This window comes from Streptomyces sp. NPDC056580 (assembly GCF_042793175.1).
Taxonomy (GTDB): Bacteria; Actinomycetota; Actinomycetes; order Streptomycetales; family Streptomycetaceae; genus Streptomyces.
The window spans coordinates 142,390-162,031 of sequence record NZ_JBHTVE010000005.1 but is presented as its reverse complement, the minus strand read 5'-3'; the positions used below and the strand labels follow the sequence as shown (position 1 = coordinate 162,031).

The 19,642-nt window shown below is 67.7% G+C and carries 18 protein-coding genes and 4 pseudogenes; 13 read left to right on the top strand and 9 right to left on the bottom strand.

The features are described from left to right. Positions 1-97: 97 nt before the first annotated feature. On the bottom strand, positions 98-1,048 hold the full coding sequence (locus tag ACFQ9Z_RS12090) for a hypothetical protein (RefSeq protein ID WP_383014889.1): 951 nt from the start codon (positions 1,046-1,048) through the stop codon (positions 98-100). A 302-nt stretch (positions 1,049-1,350) separates the two neighbouring features. On the opposite strand from ACFQ9Z_RS12090, the gene ACFQ9Z_RS12085 reads away from it, so the two are divergent. The 3 genes from ACFQ9Z_RS12085 (at position 1,351) to ACFQ9Z_RS12075 (ending at position 3,369) form a co-directional block, all read left to right on the top strand. Then, positions 1,351-1,824, top strand: a complete 474-nt coding sequence (locus ACFQ9Z_RS12085) for a carboxymuconolactone decarboxylase family protein (protein WP_281296764.1) — start codon at positions 1,351-1,353, stop codon at positions 1,822-1,824. Positions 1,825-1,990: 166 nt separating this feature from the next. Beyond that, the gene (locus ACFQ9Z_RS12080; RefSeq protein WP_383014884.1) at positions 1,991-2,374 is read left to right on the top strand and encodes a BlaI/MecI/CopY family transcriptional regulator; all 384 of its coding nucleotides are present in this window, start codon (positions 1,991-1,993) and stop codon (positions 2,372-2,374) included. Between the two features lie 20 nt (positions 2,375-2,394). Then, complete coding sequence (locus ACFQ9Z_RS12075; protein WP_383014881.1) at positions 2,395-3,369, top strand: M56 family metallopeptidase; 975 nt, start codon at positions 2,395-2,397, stop codon at positions 3,367-3,369. 94 nt (positions 3,370-3,463) lie between these two features. Here ACFQ9Z_RS12075 and ACFQ9Z_RS12070 read toward each other — a convergent pair whose 3' ends face one another. Both ACFQ9Z_RS12070 and ACFQ9Z_RS12065 read right to left on the bottom strand, forming a co-directional pair. After that, on the bottom strand, positions 3,464-3,919 hold the full coding sequence (locus ACFQ9Z_RS12070) for a tellurite resistance TerB family protein (RefSeq protein ID WP_143629752.1): 456 nt from the start codon (positions 3,917-3,919) through the stop codon (positions 3,464-3,466). Between the two features lie 195 nt (positions 3,920-4,114). Then, positions 4,115-4,198 (bottom strand): annotated as a pseudogene (locus tag ACFQ9Z_RS12065) (EF-hand domain-containing protein); the annotation flags it as partial. A gap of 97 nt (positions 4,199-4,295) precedes the next feature. Between ACFQ9Z_RS12065 and ACFQ9Z_RS12060 the strand changes: the two are divergent. Continuing rightward, on the top strand, positions 4,296-5,081 hold the full coding sequence (locus ACFQ9Z_RS12060) for a calcium-binding protein (RefSeq protein ID WP_383014878.1): 786 nt from the start codon (positions 4,296-4,298) through the stop codon (positions 5,079-5,081). Positions 5,082-5,157: 76 nt separating this feature from the next. Here ACFQ9Z_RS12060 and ACFQ9Z_RS12055 read toward each other — a convergent pair whose 3' ends face one another. Then, the gene (locus tag ACFQ9Z_RS12055; RefSeq protein ID WP_383014875.1) at positions 5,158-5,631 is read right to left on the bottom strand and encodes an ArsI/CadI family heavy metal resistance metalloenzyme; all 474 of its coding nucleotides are present in this window, start codon (positions 5,629-5,631) and stop codon (positions 5,158-5,160) included. A 78-nt stretch (positions 5,632-5,709) separates the two neighbouring features. On the opposite strand from ACFQ9Z_RS12055, the gene ACFQ9Z_RS12050 reads away from it, so the two are divergent. Genes ACFQ9Z_RS12050 through ACFQ9Z_RS12040 form a run of 3 tightly spaced genes read left to right on the top strand, consistent with a single transcriptional unit; the run spans position 5,710 to position 7,626 of the window. Continuing rightward, positions 5,710-6,117, top strand: a complete 408-nt coding sequence (locus tag ACFQ9Z_RS12050; RefSeq protein WP_383014872.1) for an ArsR/SmtB family transcription factor — start codon at positions 5,710-5,712, stop codon at positions 6,115-6,117. Continuing rightward, positions 6,114-7,217, top strand: a complete 1,104-nt coding sequence (gene arsB, locus ACFQ9Z_RS12045; RefSeq protein WP_383014869.1) for an ACR3 family arsenite efflux transporter — start codon at positions 6,114-6,116, stop codon at positions 7,215-7,217. The genes ACFQ9Z_RS12050 and arsB overlap by 4 nt, the downstream gene beginning before the upstream one ends. After that, complete coding sequence (locus tag ACFQ9Z_RS12040) at positions 7,210-7,626, top strand: arsenate reductase ArsC (RefSeq protein WP_383014866.1); 417 nt, start codon at positions 7,210-7,212, stop codon at positions 7,624-7,626. The genes arsB and ACFQ9Z_RS12040 overlap by 8 nt, the downstream gene beginning before the upstream one ends. Positions 7,627-7,660: 34 nt before the next feature. Here the strand turns inward: ACFQ9Z_RS12040 and ACFQ9Z_RS12035 are convergent. Continuing rightward, positions 7,661-7,843: pseudogene (locus ACFQ9Z_RS12035) on the bottom strand (winged helix-turn-helix domain-containing protein); the annotation flags it as partial. A gap of 8 nt (positions 7,844-7,851) precedes the next feature. Between ACFQ9Z_RS12035 and ACFQ9Z_RS12030 the strand changes: the two are divergent. Next, complete coding sequence (locus tag ACFQ9Z_RS12030; RefSeq protein WP_383014863.1) at positions 7,852-9,177, top strand: sensor histidine kinase; 1,326 nt, start codon at positions 7,852-7,854, stop codon at positions 9,175-9,177. A 53-nt stretch (positions 9,178-9,230) separates the two neighbouring features. Here the strand turns inward: ACFQ9Z_RS12030 and ACFQ9Z_RS12025 are convergent, their stop codons facing one another. Then, on the bottom strand, positions 9,231-9,626 hold the full coding sequence (locus tag ACFQ9Z_RS12025; protein WP_383014861.1) for a DUF2267 domain-containing protein: 396 nt from the start codon (positions 9,624-9,626) through the stop codon (positions 9,231-9,233). A 314-nt stretch (positions 9,627-9,940) separates the two neighbouring features. Between ACFQ9Z_RS12025 and ACFQ9Z_RS12020 the strand changes: the two genes are divergently transcribed. The 3 genes and pseudogenes from ACFQ9Z_RS12020 to ACFQ9Z_RS12010 all read left to right on the top strand — a co-directional run. Beyond that, on the top strand, positions 9,941-10,573 hold the full coding sequence (locus ACFQ9Z_RS12020; RefSeq protein ID WP_383014858.1) for an MBL fold metallo-hydrolase: 633 nt from the start codon (positions 9,941-9,943) through the stop codon (positions 10,571-10,573). A 1,135-nt stretch (positions 10,574-11,708) separates the two neighbouring features. Continuing rightward, entirely contained in the window at positions 11,709-11,882 is a 174-nt protein-coding gene (locus ACFQ9Z_RS12015) for a hypothetical protein (RefSeq protein WP_381426670.1), read from the top strand. Between the two features lie 341 nt (positions 11,883-12,223). Further along, positions 12,224-12,684, top strand: a pseudogene (locus ACFQ9Z_RS12010) (tyrosine-type recombinase/integrase); the annotation flags it as partial. Positions 12,685-13,337: 653 nt separating this feature from the next. Here the strand turns inward: ACFQ9Z_RS12010 and ACFQ9Z_RS12005 are convergent. The 3 genes from ACFQ9Z_RS12005 to ACFQ9Z_RS11995 all read right to left on the bottom strand — a co-directional run bounded on the left by ACFQ9Z_RS12005 (position 13,338) and on the right by ACFQ9Z_RS11995 (position 17,409). Continuing rightward, positions 13,338-15,113 (bottom strand): SLATT domain-containing protein, encoded by a 1,776-nt coding sequence (locus ACFQ9Z_RS12005; protein ID WP_383014853.1) that lies wholly within the window; start codon positions 15,111-15,113, stop codon positions 13,338-13,340. Positions 15,114-15,304: 191 nt separating this feature from the next. Beyond that, positions 15,305-15,514 carry a KTSC domain-containing protein gene (locus ACFQ9Z_RS12000; RefSeq protein WP_383014850.1) on the bottom strand — a complete coding sequence of 70 codons (210 nt, stop codon included), beginning with the start codon at positions 15,512-15,514 and terminating at the stop codon, positions 15,305-15,307. Then, positions 15,514-17,409 carry an ATP-dependent endonuclease gene (locus tag ACFQ9Z_RS11995; protein WP_383014847.1) on the bottom strand — a complete coding sequence of 632 codons (1,896 nt, stop codon included), beginning with the start codon at positions 17,407-17,409 and terminating at the stop codon, positions 15,514-15,516. Before ACFQ9Z_RS11995 ends, ACFQ9Z_RS12000 begins: the two co-directional genes overlap by 1 nt. Before the next feature lie 507 nt (positions 17,410-17,916). Between ACFQ9Z_RS11995 and ACFQ9Z_RS11990 the strand changes: the two genes are divergently transcribed. Together ACFQ9Z_RS11990 and ACFQ9Z_RS11985 are read left to right on the top strand one after the other, a co-directional pair. Beyond that, entirely contained in the window at positions 17,917-18,162 is a 246-nt protein-coding gene (locus ACFQ9Z_RS11990; protein WP_383014844.1) for a hypothetical protein, read from the top strand. 180 nt (positions 18,163-18,342) lie between these two features. Further along, a pseudogene (locus ACFQ9Z_RS11985) lies at positions 18,343-19,486 on the top strand (flavoprotein); the annotation flags it as partial. Between the last annotated feature and the right edge of the window lie 156 nt (positions 19,487-19,642).

The window sequence follows — 19,642 nt, the reverse complement described above, 5'->3', positions numbered from 1 at the left end:
GCTCCCGCGCCGGCCCCACCTTGATTCGGAACGCTCGCCACGAGGGAGAAGACTGCCCCACCGGCAAGGGTGGTTCCAGCGACCGGATGAACTCGGCTCAGCCGAGGCACACCACGAGCAGGCACAGTTGCGACGGCGAGGTGGCCGCGGGCGAGGGACTCGTCGCGGACGTCCCCGAGCCGGTACCGCCGCCGTCGTTCGAGGACGCCGAGCCGGCCGGCGTCTGCGCCGCCGACCCACCGCTCCCGGAGGCGGTCCCCGCCCCGGTCCCGGACCCGGTCCCTGCGCCGGTCCCGGACCCCGTCTGGGCGCCGGAGCCGGCCCCGGACTTCGTTCCGGACACCGAGCCGGCCGTTTCCTCGACCGCCCGGGTCACCGCCGGAGGCGGCGTGGCCGCGGCGTCCGCCCGGCCGGCCGGCGCTGCGGACCGCGTCCCGGCGGCCATGGCGTGCCTGCCCTGCCCGCCGGACGCGGAGCGAGGGGCGTCCGCGGGCGCCGCCGGGGTGTGCGCGGACCGCGGCGCCCGGTGCCGGCCGCTGGGCGGTGCCGTGTCGGGCCGGGACCCGGCGGAGGCCTGCTGCTCGGAGACGCCCATGGTGTGGCTGTCGGGGGCCGCGGCCGCCTGGGCGCGGTCACCGGACTGCCGGTCCACGGTGGCCAGGGTGAGCCCGCCGCCGACGATCGCGAAGGCGGTCGCGACCGCCGCCCTGCGCTTGTTCTTCTTCCAGCGTGCGAGCTGCCGGCGCCGGGCCGCCCGTCCCCGGGACGTGGTGGGAGGGCCGCCCGCCGCACCGGACGGCTGAAGCCGCGGCGCCGAGGCCGGCGCGGGCTCCTCACCGGCCTCGGCCGAGTCGTCGTACCAGTCACCGGCGCCGAAGGCGTCGAACGCGTCGACGGGGTGTGCCTTCGCGGCCGCCGCCGGTGTGCCCGGCGTCGCGTCCGGCGTGCTCACCGCCACCGGCGGAGCGATGTCGGGGGCGTAGGCGCCGCAGCCGGGGCACACCAGGGCGCCGTTGAGATGCCGACGGCAAGAGGAGCAGTAGTCCATTCACGTCTTCCTGGATCGACGGCGCCTGCGGCCACGGCCGGGGCCTGTTCACGTTCGCACGGGAGACCGAGCGGTCGCACGGGAGACCGAGCGGCCAGCAACGCTAACGAGGCATTCCGCAGACTGTGTGCGGCCTGTGTGGCGCTCCTGCGCACATTTCCTGCGGATCCATGACCGGCTCGGGATCGACGGTCCGCACTCCTGCCCCCTGGGGTGATCCACGTCACATCCGCTGCTGTCACATCTCTCCGGGCCGCTCCGTCAGAGAGGTGTAGCCGACAGCAACCGCACAGGAGGACGTCATGGACGCTCGCTTGAACCTTTTCGAGAACCCGGTCGCCGGCAAGTTCTTCCGCTACATCAACTCGGCCGGGAAGGTCCTGTCGGACTCGACGCTGCCGCTCGCCACACAGGAACTGGTGAAGCTGCGCGCCAGCCAGATCAACGGCTGCGGTTTCTGCACCGACATGCACAGCAAGGACGCCGCGCACGCGGGGGAGACCGCGGTCCGCCTGAACCTGGTCGCCGCCTGGAGGGAGGCCAAGGTCTTCACCGACGCCGAGCGCGCCGCACTGGAGCTGGTCGAGCAGGGCACCCGTATCGCCGACGCGGCCGGCGGCGTCAGCGACGAGGCCTGGGCCGACGCAGCCAAGCACTACGACGAGGAGCAGCTCGGCGCCCTGGTCTGCCTGATCGCCCTGATCAACGCCTACAACCGCCTGAACGTCGTCGTCCAGCAGCCGGCCGGCGACTACGAGCCGGGCATGTTCGGCTGAGGAACGGGGGGCACAGAGGCCCGCCGGACCCTCGCCGAGAAGGGCCCGGCGGCCCCGGGAAACGGCCGCCGACCGGACCTGGCGCAGGCGGCCTCGGCGGCGACCGGCCCGGTGTACCTACGATGTACCGCCCACGACGTGTGGGGCGGCGGAGAGGAGACAGGGCGTGACGGCTGACCGGCGGCGTTCCCGGCGCGGGCAGGGCGAGCTGGAGGCGCAGGTCCTGTCGGTGCTGCGGGAGGCGGGCGGACCCGCGACGGCCGGCTGGGTGCAGGAGCGCCTGGGCGGGGACCTCGCCTACACGACAGTGGTCACGATTCTCACCCGGCTGCTGGCCAAGGGCGCGGTCACCAGGGAGCGGGCGGGCCGGTCCTTCGCCTGGACGCCCGTGTCGGACGAGGCCGACCTGGCCGCGCGGAAGATGCGCAAGGTGCTGGACGCCGGGAGCGACCGGCAGGCCGTGCTGGCCAGCTTCGTCACCGGCCTCGGACCGGAGGACGAGCGGCTGCTGCGCGAACTGCTGGGGGAAGACCTGCTGGAGGGCGACTGAGGTCTGATGGGGGCCTTCTGATGGGATTCTTCGTCTTCCTGCCGCTGGTGCTGCCGCTGACCGCGTGGCCGGTCGCGCGCCTGGCCGAACAGCACCTGCACCCCCGTTCCGCCACGCGGCTGCTGACCGCTGTCGCGGCGGTGATGGCGGTGTGCAGCACCGTGTGCCTGGGCCTGGTGATGGTGGTCGGCACCGCCCAGCTCCCCGGCAACCCGCTGCCGGACGCCTGGTCCGATCCCGAGGTGCGCGCCGCGGTGCCCTACGACGAGATCGCCGGCAAGGCCGCGATCCCGGCCCTGTGCGCGGTGGTCGGGGCGTGCGGCCGGACCCTGTGGGGCCATGTCCTGACCCGTCGCCGCGCACACCGGGCACTGGCCGGCCTGCCGGGCACCGAGGTGGCCGTGCTCCGCGACGGGACGCCGTACGCGTACGCGCTCCCCGGCCGGCGCGGACGCGGACGCGGACGCGGGCTCGGGCACGGACGTGGCCGCAGGGACCGCGTGGTCGTCACCACGGCCCTGCTGGACCGTCTCCGGTCCGGTGAGCGCAGGGCACTGTTCGCGCACGAGCGCGCCCACCTGGCCGCCCGGCACCACCGCCTCCTGCTGGTCGTCCAACTGGCGGCCCGCGCCAACCCGTTCCTGCGCCCGCTGCGTACGGCGGTGTCGTACACGGCGGAACGGTGGGCGGACGAGGAGGCGGCCCGCGTGGTCGGCAGCCGCCGCACGGTGGCCCGGGCGATCGGCGTGGCGGCCCTGTCCTCGCACCGCTCCCCGGTCACGACGCTGCCGTGCCTCGCCGCCCCCGGCCCGGTGCCGCGCCGGGTGGCGGCGCTGCTCGCACCGGCTCCGGCGGGGCGCCGCTGGCCGCCGGTGTCCACCTCGGCGGGCCTGGCGGCCTGGGGCGCGGCGGTGGGCACGGCCGTGTCCGCGATGTCGTCGGCGAACTCGGCCGTGACGATGTTCCTCATCCTCCAGACGGCGACGCCCCTTTGAGGGGCGCCCTGGCCTGCGCCGCCCATCTGAGGGCTGCCCGGGCCTCCACCGCCCCTGCGAGGCGCCCCGGGCGTTTCCGCCCGGGGCCCTCCTGTCAGAGGTCGAACTCGTGCGGCGGCAGGTCCAGCGCGTAGCACGCCTCCCGCACGACGGCCTGCTCGTCCTTGTCGAAGTCGCCGTCGGCGCCGCCGATGACGATGCCGATCTGGATCACCGCCCGGGCCTCGGCGGGCTTCTTCTTCGCCTTGGCGATCTCCTGCATGACGCTGACCTTGCCGAAGGCGAAGTCCGCGGTGAGCTTGTTCAGGTTCTCCTCGAAACGGCGGCGCAGATCGTCGGCGGGGAAGTTCTGCAGCACCTCGTTGGTGCCGATGAGCTGGGCCACGCGCTGCCGCTCGGAGGGATCGACGGTCCCGTCGGCAGCCGCGACCAGCGCGCACATGGCCATGCTCGCGTCACGGAAGGCACCGCTCTTGAGGTCGTTCTTCTTCGCCACCAACTGGGTCTGCATCTGAGACGCGGACTCCTTGATGCGGTCCCACAGGGCCATGCCAACCAACTCCACATGCGATAGACGGCGTTGCGGCCGCTGGGAAGCGCGACCGCATCTTCTACAGCAACGTAGAAGTTGGCGGCGGGGTTCCCGGGCGGAGCCGTGTTCATCCGGGCCGTCCCCGTCCGTGTCCAGCCTGTCGAACGCCTCCATCGCGTCGGGCGCGTCGCTCTGCCACACGCCCCGCAGGAAGCGCGCGAACTCGTCCTTGCCGATCTCGTTGTCGCCGTCGACGTCGATGACGTCGAAGATCGCGTGGCCGCCGCCCTCGGTCACGTTGAGGCGGCGCCGAAGCACGCAAAGGGCATGCCGAACCCTTGGCCAACGCTCTACGCTCCCTCTTGATCGATCAGGACTTCACAGGGGGACCTCCATGCGCACAACCACGCGTCTCGCGCTTCTCGGCGCGGGCGTCTCGCTGCTCACCACGGCCGTCTGCGCCTCCTCGGCCCAGGCGGAGGACGGCGGCAGCGGCAACATCACGATCGACAAGGTCGTCGTCAACGGCGGCAAGCCGGTCGTGGTCGGAACCACCAAGGTCGTGTCCGCCAAGGTCTCCGTCACCGCGTCCGACGACTCGGGCATCGCCAGGACCACGTACATCAGCGCCTTCGGGCCCACCCCGAACTACGCGCAGATCTGGGCGGACGACGGTGACATCACCTGCGTCAGGGCGAACGCGACCACGTCCACCTGCTCGGGCGCGCTGACGTTCGACCCGCAGGCGTCCACCGGCTTCGTCGACAACGGCGCGGCGGCCACCTGGAAGCTCGGCACGCTCGTCTCGGCCAACGACTACGACTTCATCCACCGCGACGCGGCCACCACGTTCAAGGTGCAGCGGGCCTCGAAGCTGACGGTCAACGCCTCGCCGGAGCCGGTGAAGAAGGGCCGCGCCGTCACGGTCACCGGCAAGCTCTCCCGCGCCAACTGGGAGGACAACGAGTACCACGGCTACGCGAGCCAGCCGGTGAAGCTGCAGTTCCGCAAGAAGGGCAGCAGCGCCTACACCACCCTGAAGACCATCAGGACCACCTCCACGGGCAGCCTCAAGGCCACGGTCACCGCCTCCGCCGACGGCTACTTCCGCTACAGCTTCGCCGGCACGGCGACCACCCCCGCGGTCAACGCCACCGGCGACTTCGTGGACGTGCGCTGACCCGACCCCTCAGCCGTACGGGTCGACGCACGAAGTGGGCCGGGGGCCGTCGGAACAACCCCCGGCACCGCCCGGATCACCGGCCGCAGGCGCATCCTGCGGCCGCCGGAGCCTCCTCGGGCACCCGGCCGGCGCAGCAGCCGTCGCCGGGCGCGTCGGGTGCGGCGCTCCTGCCGAGGGTGTCCGCGTCGGCCTTCACGACGTACACCTCCCACGGCTCCTTGCCGGGGCCGTGGACCCACACCTTGTCCTGCAGGGCGTAGCAGCACGAGGTGTCGTTCTCCTCGAAGGCGGCCAGGCCGGCCTCCTCGAGGCGGGCGGTGGCGGCGCGGACCTGGCCGGTGGACCCGACCTCGACGCCGAGATGGTCGAGGCGGGTCTCCTCGCCGGACTCGCCCTCGATCAGGACGAGCTTGAGCGGTGGCTCGGCGATGGCGAAGTTGGCGTAGCCCGGGCGCCGCTTGGCCGGTTCGGTGCCGAACAGCTTCGAGTAGAAGGTGATCGACGCCTCCAGGTCGCTGACGCGCAGGGCGAGCTGAACACGGGACATGGCGGACCCCCATCGGGTTGCATTGATGTCTTTCGATGCAAGATTGCGTCCTGTATCGAAGACTGTCAACATAGAGGCATGTCGAATCAAGAGCGGGCGGTACTCGGTCAGGGCGACGGCGCCGAAGCGTGCTGCCCCGGACTGCTGACCGCGCCCCTGGACGAGGGCCAGGCCGTCGAGCTGGCCAGGGTGTTCAAGGCGCTGGGCGACCCCGTGCGGCTGCGCCTGCTGTCGATGATCGCCTCCAGGGCGGGCGGAGAGGTGTGCGTCTGCGACCTGACCCCGGCCTTCGACCTGTCCCAGCCGACGATCTCCCACCACCTGAAACTGCTGCGGCAGGCCGGCCTGATCGACTCCGAGCGGCGCGGCACATGGGTCTACTACCGGCTGGTCCCGGAGATGACCGACCGCCTCGCGGGCATCCTGAGCCGCCCCGCGGGCCGGCCCCTCCCCGCCCGCACCGCGCCGGCCGGAGCCGCCTCGTGAGCGCTGCCGAGCCCGGACCGAAGGTGGCGGGCCGGCTGTCCTTCACCGACCGCTACCTCGCCGTCTGGATCCTCGCCGCCATGGCCGCCGGGCTCGGCCTGGGCCGCCTGGTCCCGGGCCTCGGAGACGCACTCGCCCAGGTGACCGTGGCCGGGGTGTCCCTGCCGATCGCCCTCGGCCTGCTGGTGATGATGTACCCGGTGCTGGCCAAGGTCCGCTACGACCGCCTCGACACCGTCACCCGCGACCGCCGCCTGCTGGTGCCGTCGCTGCTGCTCAACTGGATCGCCGGCCCGGCGCTCATGTTCGCCCTGGCCTGGCTGTTCCTGCCGGACCTGCCCGCCTACCGCACCGGCCTGATCATCGTCGGCCTGGCCCGCTGCATCGCCATGGTCATCATCTGGAACGACCTCGCCTGCGGCCACCGCGAGGCCGCCGCCGTCCTGGTCGCCCTGAACTCCGTCTTCCAGGTGGTCGCGTTCTCCGCGCTGGGCTGGTTCTACCTCTCCGTCCTGCCAGGCCGGCTCGGCCTGGAGCAGACCGGCCTTGATGTGCCGGTGTGGGAGATCGCCCGCAGCGTGCTCGTCTTCCTGGGCATCCCCCTCGCGGCCGGCTACCTCACCCGCCGCGTGGGCGAACGCACGAAGGGCCGCGCCTGGTACGAGACCAGACTGATCCCGCGCATCGGCCCCTTCGCCCTGTACGGGCTGCTGTTCACGATCGTCGTCCTCTTCGCCCTGCAGGGCGAGGCGATCACCTCACGACCCCTCGACGTCGCCCGGATCGCACTGCCGCTGCTGGTCTACTTCGCCGTCATGTGGACCGGCTCGATGGCCCTGGGCCGCGCCGTCGGCCTGGACCACCCGCGCGCCACGACGCTGGCCTTCACCGCCGCGGGCAACAACTTCGAACTGGCCATCGCGGTCGCCATCGCCACCTTCGGCGCCTCGTCCGGCCAGGCACTCGCCGGGGTCGTCGGCCCCCTCATCGAAGTACCCGTGCTGATCGGCCTCGTGTACGTCGCCCTGTACGCCCGCCGCCACTTCACGGCTCCGGCCGCCCCCGCACCCGCACCCGAGGAAGACCCCGCACATGCCTGACACCGCAGCCCCGTCCGTACTGTTCGTCTGCGTCCACAACGCCGGACGCTCCCAGATGGCCGCCGCCTTCCTCACCCACCTCGCGGGCGACCGCGTCCGGGTCCGCTCCGCCGGTTCGGCCCCCGCCGACAGCGTCAACCCGGCCGTCGTGGAAGCGATGTCGGAGGCGGGCATCGACATCACCGCGGAGGTGCCCAAGGTGCTCACGGCCGAGGCGGTCCAGGCGTCCGACGTCGTGATCACCATGGGCTGCGGCGACACCTGCCCGGTCTTCCCCGGCAAGCGCTACCTCGACTGGCAGCTCCCCGACCCGGCCGGCCAGGGCGTCGACGCCGTACGCCCCATCCGCGACGACATCGAGAAGCGCGTCCGGGCCCTCGTCGACGAGATCGCCCCGGCGGCTGGCTGACAGGGCGTCTCGACCGGTGCTCCGGGCGGCCCGCTCAGTCGTGGAGGGCCTGGCCGCTCACCCGGTGATCCGCGTGACTGAGGGCTTCCATGACCAGCCGCCGCAGATGTCCGTCCCGGAGGCTGTAGTACACGTGACGTCCCTCGCGGCGCGTCTCCACGAGCCCGGCGAGCCGGAGCCTCGCCAGATGCCGGCTGACACCGGTACGCGAGGCCGCGAGCTGACTTGAGCAGCCTCGGACAGACAGCCTGGCTGCTGTCATCGGTGGTGAAACTTTGGGGATCTGCTGGGCTGCTGCTCTCCGAGAACATCGAGAAAGGCGACCTGGACGCCCTGCCCGATGTCGTGGGCGACTACGCCACCCGCACGGGCGGCCGCGTCGTCGTCACCGACCGGCAGGGCATCGTCCTGGCGGACTCCGACCCGTCCGGCCGCGTGGGCACCAGCATCGCCGCCGAGCCGGACATCGCCCGAGCCCTGCACAACCAGCCGACGGTGGCCGACGCAGACGAGTCGCTGTCAGCCACGATGCCCGGTTCTTCCGGCACCACCATCAGGGGTGCCCTGCGCCTGACGTACCCCATGGCCGAGGTCAACGCCCGGGTGCACCGCATCTGGGGCGCCCTCGCCCTGGCCGGAGCCTGCATCCTGGCCGCCGTGGCGCTGGCCGCCTTCGCCCTCGCCCGGTGGATCACCCGCCCTCTGCGCACCCTGGAAGCCGCCACCGCCCAGCTCGCCGAGGGCCGGCTCACCAACCCGCCGGACGCCACCACGGGGCCGCCCGAACTCCGCAGCCTCGCCGCCGCCTTCACCCACACAGCCACCCGCCTGCAACAACTCCTCAAGGCACAGCAGGCGTTCGCCTCCGAAGCCTCCCACCAGCTCAAGACCCCGCTGACCGCGCTGCGCCTGCGCCTGGAGAACTTCGAGCCCTACCTCGCGCCCCGGGCGCACGGCAGCCTGGAGGAGGCCATCGGCGAGGTGGAACGCCTCAACCGCATGGTGCAGGGCCTGCTCGGCCTGGCCCGCCTGGAGAACAGCGCCACCACCCCGGAACCGGTCGACCTCGACACCGTCATCGCCGACCGAGTCGCCATGTGGGAACCACTGGCCGCCGAACAGTACGTGGCGCTCACCGTGACCGGCCACCGCGCCGGCCCGGTGTGGGCACTCCCAGGGGCCCTGGAGCAGGTCATCGACAACCTGGTCGCCAACGCACTGCGCGTCTCCCCGTCCGGCACGACCATCACGCTCCACCGCGCGCCCGGCGCCGAACTCCACATCATCGACCAAGGCCCCGGCATGACCGAGACCGACCGAGCCCGCGCCTTCGACCGCTTCTGGCGAGCCTCTGACTCCCACCATGACGGAACCGGCCTTGGCCTGCCCATCGTCCGCCACCTCGTCCAGGCCTCCGGCGGCGAGATCACCCTGCACATCGCTCCGGGTGGCGGACTGGACGCCACCGTGCGGCTGCGCTCAGTGGCAAACTTCTCGCGCGACTCGAGCGGCCGCCCCCGGCCTGGGCCGGCTTCGGTGACAGTGCCTTGATCGCCGCGATGGGTTTCCGTATCGCGGCGACGGCGCGGCTGACGAAACGGTCGCTAGCCGGCGCCGGCCGGGCCCGCGGGTGTGGACAGCAGGATGTCGTACTCCCTGGGCAGTTGCGCGGTCGCGTCGCGGAACTCCTGGTCGCCGACCGCTTCCCTCAGGGTGGCCAGGACTGCCCGGATCCCGGCCTCCGCGAGCTCGCGGGGCACTTCCGCGCGGTCCGCCACACGCCGGACGAATGACTGGGCCCCGTAGCCCTTCGCGATCTCCTCGTCCGTGCGCAGCCAGCTCTCAAGCGGCTCCGGCAGCGGCTCCGCGAGGTCCTGTGCCTCTCCCCCGCTGATCCGGTCGGCGAGTACCTCAAGGGTGGCGCGTGTGAGGGTCTCCGCGACGTCAAGGGAGACGCCCGCCCGCTCCGCTGCCTTCGCCAGGAATGCGTCGTACTCCATGCGACCCTGCCCCAGTCGTCGTCAGGCCGTCCGCCGGCGTGATCACCAACAGATCCAGTCAAACCCATACCTGTCGCCCCGGCCACTGGGCAGGGCCGGCATCGATCCCGCCGTGCCGCGGACGGGCCATGAGTTCCTGCAGTTCAGCGCATACGCCCCGGTAGGGGAAGACCTGCCGGTTGCTGCCGCATGCCCGGCGGGGTCCACTGGAGTGAAGGGCCTCATCCGGAAAGGGGCTGTTCCATGGAACGGCAGGCGAAGGACCCCAGAGCGCGGGTGACTGCCCGCAGCCGAGCGCTCCCGACGGTGATGTCGTGACCGCGCGGGTCGAGTGCGTGGTGACGACCGGTGTCGTGGCCGGGTCGGACGCCGACACCACGCCGATGGAGAACAACGTGTGGATCATCGGTGACGACGAGCAGGCGATGGTGGTCGACGCCGCACACGAGCCGGACGTCATCGCCACGGCGCTCGGCGACCGACGCGTGGTGGCGATCGCGTGCACCCACGCACACAACGGACACGTCGACGCGGCGGTGGCTCTCTCGGACCGCACCGGCGCTCCGATCATGCTGCACCCGGACGACCTGGAGCTGTGGCGCCGCAGCTTTCCCAGCCGTGTCCCCGACGAGGAACTCGTCGACGGCCGGGTGATCGACGTCGCCGGAACCGCCCTGACGGTACGTCATACTCCGGGACACACGGCGGGATCGGTAAGTCTGTACGATCCGGCGCTGCACAGCGTCTTCACCGGGGACATGCTGTTCTCACGCGGCCCTGGAACCATCGGGCCGGAGGACTCCGACTTCCAGGCGATGATCCAGTCGATCCGCGAGCGCCTCGTCACCCTGCCCCCCGAGACGGTGGTGTGCCCGGGGCACGGCGAGGTCACCACGGTCGGCGAGGTGGGCGAGCGCGTGGAGGACTGGCTCCGCCGCATCGCGTGAGAGCGAGAGGCCCACGCCTGGCACCGCAAACACCCAGAGGCCCATTCACGATCACGTGAATGGGCCTCCGACCTGTGTCGGGGTGGCGGGATTTGAACCCACGGCCTCTTCGTCCCGAAGCAACTTGGTTGGGGGTGCTGCCTTGGGCTGGTGTGGCTCTCAGCTGCGCTGATGGTCCGCGGACGTTCGTGTGCGTCCGCCGCTGTTCGTCGGCGTTGTCACGCAGTCAGACTGCCCCCCAGTAGAAGATCCACCGAACGGCAAGGCCTCCACGCGCAGGATCCTGCACGATTCATGAAGCCATCGACGTGTTCGCGGCACGGTATGAGGAACTACGCCGTGATCGTCCGAACGACTTCACCGTCGGGCCCGAGGAGTACGGACAGGGCTTCTACTCCCGATCGGCGGCCTACTAGTTTGGAAGATCGCGTAACCGGATCTGGGCTGACCTGGCAAGAGGCTGACCTGCGAATGTCCGGGCGACCCGCCGAGGTTCCCCGCTGCCCCCAGTCTGTGGCCGTCCGATCGGGCACCCAGGGGGCACGCGTGGCCTTGTCCCGGCATCCCATGCTGCGAGTGAGATTCTCACCGTACTGAGCCGGCTCGGCGCTCACGCGCTCGGCGGATTCTCACGAGCCCAGTCGAAAGGCATCGGCGCGCCCTGCGGGATCACCCAAGGGTGGGGATAGCGAGCGTGACAACCGGTGCAGCGCGCGACGAACGGACCGACCTCGGGGTTCGTGAGAACGCTGTAGTGGCTGGAGGGCTGAGCCAGGAGCATGTACCCGTTCGCCGTCGTCTCCAAGCCGGGCCACTCCGGCGAGCATTGGCACGGGCGCCCTGCCGCGAACGGGTCGCCGTCAGGAGTCCTCTCCATGGTCTTGAAAAGCTTGGCGAAGTTCTCACGTATTGGCACGGCAGCGGCCTCCCCGTCACTGCGCCCGACTCTCGGACCTCCAGACAGTAACTGAGGCCGGCGGAGTCGATGATCTTGATAAGTCAGGGAGCGGATCTGGAACCCCTCCGCGTCGGGCCCGTTGGCATTCGGCCGCCCTCTGCCAACGCGGCCCGCAAGGGTGGCTTCACCCTTTTCCTACAGGGGCACACGGTCAGTGAGACCCACGGAGGTACCGAGATGAGCGCCGGAGAACGGGCCAAGGCAAAGGCCGAACAGATCGTCGGAAAGACCGTGCGGACGGCAGCCCACGCGATGCACAAGGAAACGCTCGCGGCGAAAGGCGCCGCTCTCGAAGCACGAGGCAAGATGCGGGGCACGAAGGAACAGACCAAGGGCTCCTTCAAGCCCTGAGCGCGCTGCCGCAGGCTAACGCGCCCCAGGAACGGCTGAAGACCCAGGGAGAGGGAAACAACCTCTTGCCTGGGCCTTCGGCGTTCAGAGCGGGCGGCAGGAATCGAACCCGCGTAGCTAGTTTGGAAGATCGCGTATGCGGGTCGCTCCCTAGCTGCGGACTTGCTGACCTGTGGCTCAGCGGTGCCATGCCCCAGACCCCCGGTTGTTCCCCGTCAGTGCTCGCCGCATCGGGCACGCGGGGGGCACGTCTACACGAGCCTGGGCGCGCCGACCGATCGGGTGCGCGTGTGTCTCGCTGCAGCCCCACTGGCCTCAGCCACGCTGCCGGCTTTGTGGCCGCGGTCTGGCGGTCGGTGCGAAGGAGTGGGGACACCAAGACCCGGAAGTCGCGCGCACGCTCGCTCTGCCGGCGCGCTGCGTGGATGCCCTCTGGCAGCAGTTCGAGGATCAGGGGTGGGACCGGCTCGCCGCTGATGAGGAGTGGGAGGAACACGGCCTGGTCTTCTCGTCGGCCGTGGGCAAGCCGCTCGATGCCGCCAACGTCCGCCGTGCCTTCCGCCAGGCGCTCAAGGGCATCGATGGGATCAACGCCGACGAGTGGACTCCGCGGGAGCTGCGGCACAGCTTCGTGTCCCTCCTCTCCGACCGGGGCGTGCCGCTGGAGGAGATCTCTCGGCTCGTCGGGCACTCCGGGACGGCCGTGACTGAGGAGGTCTACCGGAAGCAGATCCGGCCCGTGATCCAGACCGGCGCCGTGGTCATGGACGGCATCTTCGGCACGCAGGAACGGCGGCCGTAGACACGCGGAAGCGGTAGTCACTCAGATAGACACGCAGACAGAAACAAGAAGACCACCTAGGAACGTTCCTAGGTGGTCTACCTGCTGCTTCGGCTGTCGGGGTGGCGGGATTTGAACCCACGACCTCTTCGTCCCGAACTCTCGGCAGGGTGGTCATTGAGGTCTGCTGAGCTGGTCAGTCGGTCTTTGAGGGCTACCAGCAGCTGGTTGCGGTCGAGGAGGTTGCTGTACTTTCCTGCTGTACAGCAGCGGCCACAGCGCTTTCCCCGGACTGATCGTCAGGGGCAGACTGCTCGCAGTTCGGCGCAGAGTAGCGAGGTCCTGCAGACCTCGCGCTGGAGACGAAAGCGGGCCCATCGTCCGCGAGCCCTGCCGGTCGAGAGGAATCAGGTTCGCGTGACCGGTTTCGGCCGCTCACCAGCTACGGCCGGCCGGTCCAGCACGGCTGGTGGTCGAACGAGGCGGTGGCGCGCGATAAGCACCGGGGCTGTGTCGGCTCTGTCGGCATTATGCTGACCGCGCGTCACCCTCAGGCGAGAGATTCAGCGCCCAGCCCGGCCTCTTGAGTTGCCTGGATATTCGAACAGGTACTTATGCGTTCCGCAGCGTCGACGCCCAACGGTTCAGCTACACCAAGTGCCAGCCGCTGCCGCTCAGATGACGTCTTGCTGTCCCTGGTGAGGCTGTTCCAATTGCTGCTCGCGCTTGCGCTGCTCCACCCGTAGTGACTCGACGGTTTCAGCCAGTCGCTCCAGGTTGGCCGTTTCGTCCCTTTGGTTGTAGGGGGTAATGGCCAGGTCGTAGGCGGTCACATGCTGCTCGATCGCATCGGCAGTCTGCTGGAGATTGAACGCGCGTTCCCTGAACTTGAAGTATCCGGTTACGGCGGTGTTGAAGCTGACGAACGCCCCCAGCCCTATCAAGACACCCTTTCCAGGCTGTGGAGGATCGTAGATGGCCGTGGTCACCGATATCGCCACTGAAGCGCCGAAAAGGCCCCATTGAAAAAAATTATGCACCCGCCGGTAGCGTCGTGTCTCGCCGCGCAGTCGGTCAATCTCCTGCGGGATGGATTCACGGTAGGAGTGCTGGCGATCCTTCGAGGATCGGGCTCCCTGAGCAGCTTCCAGGATGCGCCGTTCCTCCAGCAGTTCGAGGTCCAGTTTCAGTACGGCAAGCGACTTCTTTCCCTCATCCTTCGGCTGGCCGGTGTCCATGCGCATTCCGGCAGCAAAGATGAAGGACAGGAAAGCCAGGAGGGCGCCGACGACGATGTTGTATGGCTTCATGTCGAGCTGCCGCCACGTAGCAGCGTTGACGGCGAGCGCTCCAACCACCACGAGGAAGAAGGTAACAGTGGATCCGACGACTAGAGATCGCGCTATGCGCGAAAGCCGTATCCGACTGTGCAGGGCGGCGGCCGTACGCCGATACAAAAGCAACCGGTCGACGTGATCCTCACTGGGCGACTGGGGCTGCTCATCTGTTTCGGGCGAACGGCTCTCACTGTCAGAAACTGGAGTGTATAGGACTGGACCACTGTCGAACAATTCAGTCACGCTTTGAATGGCATAGACAACGATATCGCCCCACGTAGGGGTATCGTCCCTCGGGACATGGCTTCGCACGTTGACGCGATCCCACTGAAGCACTTCTTCAGCTTGGTCTTCGTCGAGACTGACATGACGAACCAGTGCAAGTTCTCGTGAATTTCGATATGGCAAGATCTCCCAGAAGGACAGCCAATGAATATTGCATTCCCGAGCAGCATCAAAGAAGTCAGCTATATGGCCCCAGTGAACCTCACCCTCGAACGGCGCGTGTTCGTGTTCTCCGAGATGGGCAAGAATGGTACGCGCCCATTCGGCTTCCTGCGTATTCAGGGACGTAGTCCCTCCGGACGCGTACCCCTCAGCCCCTTCCGCCTCCGAGGCGTATTCCTCCGGACCTGTTTCACCGTCGGGCGCGTAACCGCCTGGGTTCACCTCTTTACTCTCCTTGGGCTCTGGCTCTGGGTGGTTATCCGCGGCGTGGACACTAACGGGACCCCGGGCAGAACGGCGGATCGTTGCCATGGCCTTTGACAAAGTGGTCATACTTGTCAGGGTCCAAGAGATAGCGTCGCCCCATGTCGGGGCAATTGTGGACGGACGGTGGTCTTCGATGTGGATGCCGGTCCACAGGCTTTCGGTCCCATCACCGTGGCTACAGCGGATTAAGGCGCCTTCGGGCTTCTTGCGGTAAGGATGGACGAACCACGGGTCAAGCCACTCGACGCCGGCAACCGTGGCGGCATCGAGAAAGTCATCGACTAGCCCCCAATCGATAGGGCCACCGGGTATCGGCTCGAACGCGTCGTCATACGCGAGCGTGGAGCCCTCCGACGGTATCTCGGCGAGGATCGCGAAGACCCAAGCGGCATACGGCATAGGTCAGTCCGCCATGTCCGGTGAGGTCGCAGAGATGCAGGGCATCACAGTCCTCTCCCTTGGTGGTGTGCTCTGGTTGCTGGCAATATGACGCTAGGGACTGATCAGACTAGCGGCGGGGCGGCCCGTCACCAAGGCCCGGGATTCGAAATGGTTGATGGGACACCACCTCTTGAGGCATGTCCCATCAACTACGCAAGCCGTGAGAAGTCGAAACGGCCTCTTATCATCTGAGCAAAGTAGCGGCCGTGACTAGAAGCCTCCATCAGCCCCTCGAAGACAGCCTCCGGAACGGAAGAATATCTGTAGATGCCGGACCTGAATTCTATTTCCAGCACCCTACTGTCAGGGTCATATCCAATAGCCATGATATTGGAGGAGGTGACAGGTGTTCTATCCATCACTGTCCTTTCCTGGCCATCGCCTTGACGTTTTCGATGATTTGCTTGATCACGGTGGGTACCTCTCCAGGAGCTTCAAATGCTGCCCGGGCGTACGTATGTGAGTTTTTTTCGCTGTACCCCAATTCGGAATGGATCAGGTCCTGAACTTTCTCACCCCACTCCGGCCACTCATCCCTCAATGTCTCCTCAAGGCGATCAGCGAAAACCGCGTAGTCGCTATCTGCGTGGGTGTGTGGCAGGTCTGCAACACCACGGCGGCCGAGGTACATGAGGAGCCTGTGGTTCTCTGCGCGTTCCTTCAGTTCTGCGTCGCGGATGTCGCGAGAGCCCTTGCCCTTCGCTTCCATCCTGATACCGACACCTGCGTCGGCGTCGAAGACAACGAAGCAGGGAATCCCAAGAAGGGTCAGGATCGCATGACTGAGGTAGATGGCCGTCTTATTTCCGGCCTCTGCTACGTGAATCCCTTCAACGCTCAATGGTGAACCATTGCGCGTAGCGCAACCTTCAAGAACCGCCTTGTCAGTGTCACCCTCGACTAGCACCACGGCAGAAGCAAAGAGCGCTTCTGCCAAGCGGTGCAAAATCGCCGCGCCAATCTGTTTTTTCACTCTCTCTTCGGGGACGAATCCTGAAAGCGCTTCGATCACGTCAGCAACGCTCACGTGAGCGATAGAGAGAGCCCTCTGACTAGTCCCACTGTGAATTCTGCTGATTCGGCGAATTTCGTGGAAGTGATGAGGGTCTACGAAAATGGGATTATGAGTGGCGTAAGCCACTTGAGCCATTTGCGTAGGATCTTCTGCAATTGTTCTCAGGACTTGAGCGAAGGCGCGCGCCTGTACAGGGTGCTGGTACAGTTCGGGTTCCTCAATGGCCAGGCACAATGAATTGGAACGCGAACCGCCACCGCTACGGTCCGACAGTAGCTTGAGAGCCGCGATAATCATTGCGCGCTGGAAACCATGTCCCTGCCGCTCCACGCTGGTTTCTACTGGGCCATCAACGATACTTACCTTGAAAGATGCCTTGACTGGCTTGTAAGGCGTGTCGACAGGGGAGACCGCAACGTTTCTACCGGCCGAGAAGACCTCAACCGCTTTCGTGAGCTCTTTAGAGATCAGATCCAACTGTGGTGCAAAGTTCTTCGTTGAGATACGGGCCCGCTCCAGGTTGAGGCGAGCGTCGAGGTCGGCAAGTTCCGAGTCAGCTACCTTTCTATCGACTGCGCGTTCAATGATCCGCCCAAAGATTGCGGAACGTGTGTCAGTCGACTCCTCAAGCGCCCGCAGGTCGGCACTAACCAGAATAAACTCAAAAAGACTTGCCAGCTTTCCTTTCCCGGCGAAGCCAAAAAAATTAGTAGCCTGGATATCGGACTCGACGAGCTGTTCGGGGTGATTTCTTTCCCAGACAGTCATGGCCTCTTCTACAAGAGCTTCACTGCCGGCGGAGGGTAGTCCGAGCTCAGGTCGCTCGTCTCGGAGTGAATTGTATGCGCGTCGCTTGCTGGTGGCATTTGGTTGGCTGCGTACTAGCTCGAAGGGAGGAAACGTCTTCCCCTTGCCGGTGATTTTGTCGTCGCCATTTTCCCAAGTCCGCCAGATGGTTACCGTTTCTACGCCTGCGGGGGCGTAGTGACCTAGCTCTTCCCGATCACCGGGGGTGAGCGAATCAAACTCCACCTCGACAAGGATTTTGTTTGACGTTGCATCGACGCAGAGATCGTCGGTGCTCAGTGATGTTCCCTTTTCCCCATTGAAGAACCAGTCAAGAGCGCGGAGGATAGTGGACTTTCCAACCCCATTCGGCCCAATGATGGAGGTCACATCATTGAAGCGGACTTCAGCCGATTGTAGGCAGCGGAAATTTTCGATCCGCGCGCGGAGCATCCTCATGCTTCATGATGAGTGGTCCCGTTCAGCGCAGACAACCCGTTTCTACTTATACGTAGCTTTGCTCAATTTAGTCCGGTTAACCCCTCCTTTCTCTCGAACCTCAGTTCTATATGGCGGTTACATTGCACCTCGCATCTACGCGGCGGCAAGCGGGGCCGATGGTGCGTCAAGAGTCGAGCCCATGGGCGCCCTCCGCCCGCGAGGACGGCCCCTCGTCCCGTAGGTCGTCTGTGCCTCAGCCGACGAAAGTCAGCCACGGCGGCGGGCACGCCGACCGGCCAGGTGCGTGTGTGTCTCGCTGCAGCTAAACCGGCCTCAAGCACGCTGTTGAGACGCACGGGCGCGGGCTGACCAGGCCCTTCGGATCGGCCGCAGGCGCATCCGGCCGCGGCCGGGGTCTCGTCGGCGGCCTGGCTGGTGCGGCTGGCCTGTGCGCTGCGGTACCTCGGCTTCAGGCGCTATCGGCGTGCTGCGGCCACGGGGCTCGCATACCTTCACGTCATGGACTTCGACATCACCGCGGGGGAGGAAGCCGTCGTGTTCCACGTGGCGAGCCGTGTACAGGATGGCTTCTCCCTCACGGACGACGACTTGGCAGAGGAACTGGGCGAAGAGGTCCGCCCCCTGCTGCAATCGCTCCTGGGCAAGGGTTGGCTTGTCGTTGACGAGGGTCGTGAGCTGGCCTTGTCCACGATCGCGCGGCAGGTCGTGTCCAGCCGGAGGGATGTTGAGGGGCCGCAGGCATAGCAACAAGACCGGCCCCGCTTTGGACGTCGCGTGGCTAATGGCCGGTGCTAGGACGCTGCGGCCTCCTCGACGGAGGCGCGGACATCGAGGACACAGTCCGCTCCGGTGAGTCGCATCACCCTATGGAGCTGTGGCGCAGGCGCGCCAACGCGAAGCGCGGTCATGGTGCGGAACGCGGGCACCTACCCGTCGGGCGGGGACTGGGTCGACCTCTACCTGAAGCCCCTCGCGGACGTGCTCGGGGACAAGGTCCGCACCGGTGCCCGGGTGACCGGCGTCTCCCGTACTGGCCGTGACCGGATCGTCGACGCCGACCGCGAAACGCAGCCCTTCGTCGTTCATGTCGAGCACGCCGACGGCCGGGAGGAGCGCCTGTTCGCCCGCGCGGTCATCGACGCCTCCGGGACCTGGACCATCCCCAGCCCCGCCGGCGGAAGCGGCCTGCCCGCCCTCGGCGAGCGGGCAGCCGCCGAGAACATCACCTACCGCGTCCCCGACCTCAAGGACCCGGCTGTGCGCGCCCGGTACACGGGCAAGCGCACCCCCGTCATCGGCTCCGGAGCCTCCGCGTTCACCGCGCTGGCCTACCTCGCCGACCTGGCCAAGACCGACTACGGCACGGACACGAAGGCCGTGTGGATCCTGCGCCGAGGCATCTCCGGGGCGACCTTCGGGGGCGGCACCGCCGACCAGCTCCCGGCCCGTGGCGCCCTCGGCCTGGCGGCAAAGGCGGCAGTGGACGACGGCCACGCGGACGCGGTCACGGGTTTCCGCACCGAGGTTATCGAGCGCGACGGCGACGGGCGCCTGGTCCTGGTCGCCGAGGACGGCCGCCGCCTGGAGCCGGTGGACGAGGTAATCGTGCTGACCGGCTTCCGCCCCGACGTGTCGTTCCTCTCGGAGATCCGCCTTGGCCTGGACGAACGCCTCCAGGCGCCGACCGCGCTCGCTCCGCTGATCGACCCCAACCAGCACTCCTGCGGCACCGTCTACCCGGACGGCTACCAGGAGCTGGCCCACCCGGAACAGGGCGTCTACCTCGTCGGCATGAAGTCCTACAGCCGCGCTCCGACGTTCCTCGCGATGACCGGCTATGAACAGGTCCGCTCCGTCGTGGCCGCCCTCGCCGGCGACCTCGAGTCCGCCAACCGCGTCGAACTCACCCTCCTGGAAACCGGGGTGTGCGGCGGAGCGGGCCTGTTCGACACCCCCGAGGCAGACCAGAGCGGTGGCGGATGCTGCGCCCCGGCACCCCAGCTGATCCAGCTCGGCGCAAACGCCCCGGTCGAAGAAGCGAGCGGCGGGTGGCTGCTGCGGCTCGTGACCAGCCTCAACACCCGGAGACTCGGGGCCGCGACCGGATCGGGGGATCGGTCGCGGCCCCGTTGCTTGCTGCCTGCCCGCTGCCTTACCCAGATCACCGGCTGGGGCATCATCGGGTCAACGGTCGAGGCGGGTGTGCCGGTTGTACGACGGCTTA

Coding starts and splice junctions, on each gene's coding strand:
- ACFQ9Z_RS12050 (WP_383014872.1), top strand. CDS start 5,710: ATGTCGAATCAAGAGCGGGCGGTACTCGGTCAGGGCGACGGCGCCGAA.
- ACFQ9Z_RS12040 (WP_383014866.1), top strand. CDS start 7,210: ATGCCTGACACCGCAGCCCCGTCCGTACTGTTCGTCTGCGTCCACAAC.
- ACFQ9Z_RS12005 (WP_383014853.1), bottom strand. CDS start 15,113: ATGCCGTATGCCGCTTGGGTCTTCGCGATCCTCGCCGAGATACCGTCG.
- ACFQ9Z_RS12075 (WP_383014881.1), top strand. CDS start 2,395: ATGGGATTCTTCGTCTTCCTGCCGCTGGTGCTGCCGCTGACCGCGTGG.
- ACFQ9Z_RS12070 (WP_143629752.1), bottom strand. CDS start 3,919: ATGGCCCTGTGGGACCGCATCAAGGAGTCCGCGTCTCAGATGCAGACC.
- ACFQ9Z_RS12015 (WP_381426670.1), top strand. CDS start 11,709: ATGAGCGCCGGAGAACGGGCCAAGGCAAAGGCCGAACAGATCGTCGGA.
- ACFQ9Z_RS12025 (WP_383014861.1), bottom strand. CDS start 9,626: ATGGAGTACGACGCATTCCTGGCGAAGGCAGCGGAGCGGGCGGGCGTC.
- ACFQ9Z_RS12060 (WP_383014878.1), top strand. CDS start 4,296: ATGCGCACAACCACGCGTCTCGCGCTTCTCGGCGCGGGCGTCTCGCTG.
- ACFQ9Z_RS12055 (WP_383014875.1), bottom strand. CDS start 5,631: ATGTCCCGTGTTCAGCTCGCCCTGCGCGTCAGCGACCTGGAGGCGTCG.
- ACFQ9Z_RS11995 (WP_383014847.1), bottom strand. CDS start 17,409: ATGCTCCGCGCGCGGATCGAAAATTTCCGCTGCCTACAATCGGCTGAA.
- ACFQ9Z_RS12000 (WP_383014850.1), bottom strand. CDS start 15,514: ATGGATAGAACACCTGTCACCTCCTCCAATATCATGGCTATTGGATAT.
- ACFQ9Z_RS11990 (WP_383014844.1), top strand. CDS start 17,917: ATGGACTTCGACATCACCGCGGGGGAGGAAGCCGTCGTGTTCCACGTG.
- ACFQ9Z_RS12090 (WP_383014889.1), bottom strand. CDS start 1,048: ATGGACTACTGCTCCTCTTGCCGTCGGCATCTCAACGGCGCCCTGGTG.
- ACFQ9Z_RS12085 (WP_281296764.1), top strand. CDS start 1,351: ATGGACGCTCGCTTGAACCTTTTCGAGAACCCGGTCGCCGGCAAGTTC.